Source organism: Pseudomonas sp. 2024-210, assembly GCF_045062345.1.
Classification (GTDB): domain Bacteria; phylum Pseudomonadota; class Gammaproteobacteria; order Pseudomonadales; family Pseudomonadaceae; genus Aquipseudomonas.
The window spans coordinates 1-3410 of sequence record NZ_JBJGEJ010000035.1; the positions used below are offsets into that span (position 1 = coordinate 1).

Annotated in this window: 2 rRNA genes; both read right to left on the reverse strand. The window is 50.2% G+C overall.

Features of this window, described 5'->3' with window-relative positions:
- Positions 1 to 12 precede the first annotated feature (12 nt).
- A 5S ribosomal RNA gene (gene rrf, locus ACI7MX_RS22920) occupies positions 13 to 128 on the reverse strand.
- A 153-nt stretch (positions 129 to 281) separates the two neighbouring features.
- Positions 282 to 3175: ribosomal RNA gene (locus ACI7MX_RS22925) — 23S ribosomal RNA — on the reverse strand.
- Positions 3176 to 3410 lie beyond the last annotated feature (235 nt).

Genomic DNA, 3410 nt, shown 5'->3' on the forward strand with positions numbered 1-3410 from the left:
TTTGGAATTTAATCTTGACGATGACCTACTCTCACATGGGGAAACCCCACACTACCATCGGCGATGCATCGTTTCACTACTGAGTTCGGGATGGGATCAGGTGGTTCCAATGCTCTATGGTCGTCAAGAAATTCGGTAGCCAGCGCGTTTAACCTTACGGTCAACGTTCCAGCGAATGGGTATGTAATAGAATTCGGTGCTTTGTGATTGCAAACTTTCGGTTTGTATCGTCTTCACACACCGCAATCTGGTCTCTTCGACGCAAATTGCTTGGGTGTTATATGGTCAAGCCTCACGGGCAATTAGTATTGGTTAGCTCAACGCCTCACAGCGCTTACACACCCAACCTATCAACGTCGTAGTCTTCGACGGCCCTTTAGGGAACTCAAGGTTCCAGTGAGATCTCATCTTGAGGCAAGTTTCCCGCTTAGATGCTTTCAGCGGTTATCTTTCCCGAACATAGCTACCCGGCAATGCCACTGGCGTGACAACCGGAACACCAGAGGTTCGTCCACTCCGGTCCTCTCGTACTAGGAGCAGCCCCTCTCAAATCTCAAACGTCCACGGCAGATAGGGACCGAACTGTCTCACGACGTTCTAAACCCAGCTCGCGTACCACTTTAAATGGCGAACAGCCATACCCTTGGGACCGGCTTCAGCCCCAGGATGTGATGAGCCGACATCGAGGTGCCAAACACCGCCGTCGATATGAACTCTTGGGCGGTATCAGCCTGTTATCCCCGGAGTACCTTTTATCCGTTGAGCGATGGCCCTTCCATACAGAACCACCGGATCACTAAGACCTACTTTCGTACCTGCTCGACGTGTCTGTCTCGCAGTCAAGCGCGCTTTTGCCTTTATACTCTACGACCGATTTCCGACCGGTCTGAGCGCACCTTCGTACTCCTCCGTTACTCTTTAGGAGGAGACCGCCCCAGTCAAACTACCCACCATACACTGTCCTCGATCCGGATAACGGACCTGAGTTAGAACCTCAAAGTTGCCAGGGTGGTATTTCAAGGTTGGCTCCACGCAGACTGGCGTCCACGCTTCAAAGCCTCCCACCTATCCTACACAAGCAAATTCAAAGTCCAGTGCAAAGCTATAGTAAAGGTTCACGGGGTCTTTCCGTCTAGCCGCGGATACACTGCATCTTCACAGCGATTTCAATTTCACTGAGTCTCGGGTGGAGACAGCGCCGCCATCGTTACGCCATTCGTGCAGGTCGGAACTTACCCGACAAGGAATTTCGCTACCTTAGGACCGTTATAGTTACGGCCGCCGTTTACCGGGGCTTCGATCAAGAGCTTCGCGTTAGCTAACCCCATCAATTAACCTTCCGGCACCGGGCAGGCGTCACACCCTATACGTCCACTTTCGTGTTTGCAGAGTGCTGTGTTTTTAATAAACAGTCGCAGCGGCCTGGTATCTTCGACCGGCGTGGGCTTACGCAGTAAATGCTTCACCCTCACCGGCGCACCTTCTCCCGAAGTTACGGTGCCATTTTGCCTAGTTCCTTCACCCGAGTTCTCTCAAGCGCCTTGGTATTCTCTACCCAACCACCTGTGTCGGTTTGGGGTACGGTTCCTGGTTACCTGAAGCTTAGAAGCTTTTCTTGGAAGCATGGCATCAACCACTTCGTGTTCTAAAAGAACACTCGTCATCAGCTCTCGGCCTTAGAATCCCGGATTTACCTAAGATTCCAGCCTACCACCTTAAACTTGGACAACCAACGCCAAGCTGGCCTAGCCTTCTCCGTCCCTCCATCGCAATAACCAGAAGTACAGGAATATTAACCTGTTTTCCATCGACTACGCTTTTCAGCCTCGCCTTAGGGACCGACTAACCCTGCGTCGATTAACGTTGCGCAGGAAACCTTGGTCTTTCGGCGTGGGTGTTTTTCACACCCATTATCGTTACTCATGTCAGCATTCGCACTTCTGATACCTCCAGCAAGCTTCTCAACTCACCTTCACAGGCTTACAGAACGCTCCTCTACCGCATCACCCTAAGGTGATACCCGTAGCTTCGGTGTATGGTTTGAGCCCCGTTAAATCTTCCGCGCAGGCCGACTCGACTAGTGAGCTATTACGCTTTCTTTAAAGGGTGGCTGCTTCTAAGCCAACCTCCTAGCTGTCTAAGCCTTCCCACATCGTTTCCCACTTAACCATAACTTTGGGACCTTAGCTGACGGTCTGGGTTGTTTCCCTTTTCACGACGGACGTTAGCACCCGCCGTGTGTCTCCCATGCTCGGCACTTGTAGGTATTCGGAGTTTGCATCGGTTTGGTAAGTCGGGATGACCCCCTAGCCGAAACAGTGCTCTACCCCCTACAGTGATACATGAGGCGCTACCTAAATAGCTTTCGAGGAGAACCAGCTATCTCCGAGCTTGATTAGCCTTTCACTCCGATCCACAGGTCATCCGCTAACTTTTCAACGGTAGTCGGTTCGGTCCTCCAGTTAGTGTTACCCAACCTTCAACCTGCCCATGGATAGATCGCCCGGTTTCGGGTCTATTCCCAGCGACTAGACGCCCTATTAAGACTCGCTTTCGCTACGCCTCCCCTATTCGGTTAAGCTTGCCACTGAAAATAAGTCGCTGACCCATTATACAAAAGGTACGCAGTCACCCAACAAAGTGGGCTCCCACTGCTTGTACGCATACGGTTTCAGGATCTATTTCACTCCCCTCTCCGGGGTTCTTTTCGCCTTTCCCTCACGGTACTAGTTCACTATCGGTCAGTCAGTAGTATTTAGCCTTGGAGGATGGTCCCCCCATATTCAGACAAAGTTTCTCGTGCTCCGTCCTACTCGATTTCACTGTAAAGATGTTTTCGCGTACAGGGCTATCACCCACTATGGCCGCACTTTCCAGAGCGTTCCGCTAACATCAATACAGCTTAAGGGCTGGTCCCCGTTCGCTCGCCACTACTAAGGGAATCTCGGTTGATTTCTTTTCCTCAGGGTACTTAGATGTTTCAGTTCCCCTGGTTCGCTTCTTAAGCCTATGTATTCAGCTTAAGATACCTAACTTATGTTAGGTGGGTTCCCCCATTCAGACATCTCCGGATCAAAGTCTGTTTGCCGACTCCCCGAAGCTTTTCGCAGGCTACCACGTCTTTCATCGCCTCTGACTGCCAAGGCATCCACCGTATGCGCTTCTTCACTTGACCATATAACCCCAAGCAATCTGGTTATACTATGAAGACGACATTCGCCGAAAATTCGCATGCTCAATTAAGAGCGAACTCACAAATTTTACCTTAGCCTGAATAAACACCAGTGAAAGTGTTATCCAGTCTAACTTTCTATTACATACCCAAATTTTTAAAGAACGATCTAATCAAAAGATCAGAAATCAACATTCACCATCATTCGATGGAATGCTCATTTCTAAGCTTTACGACA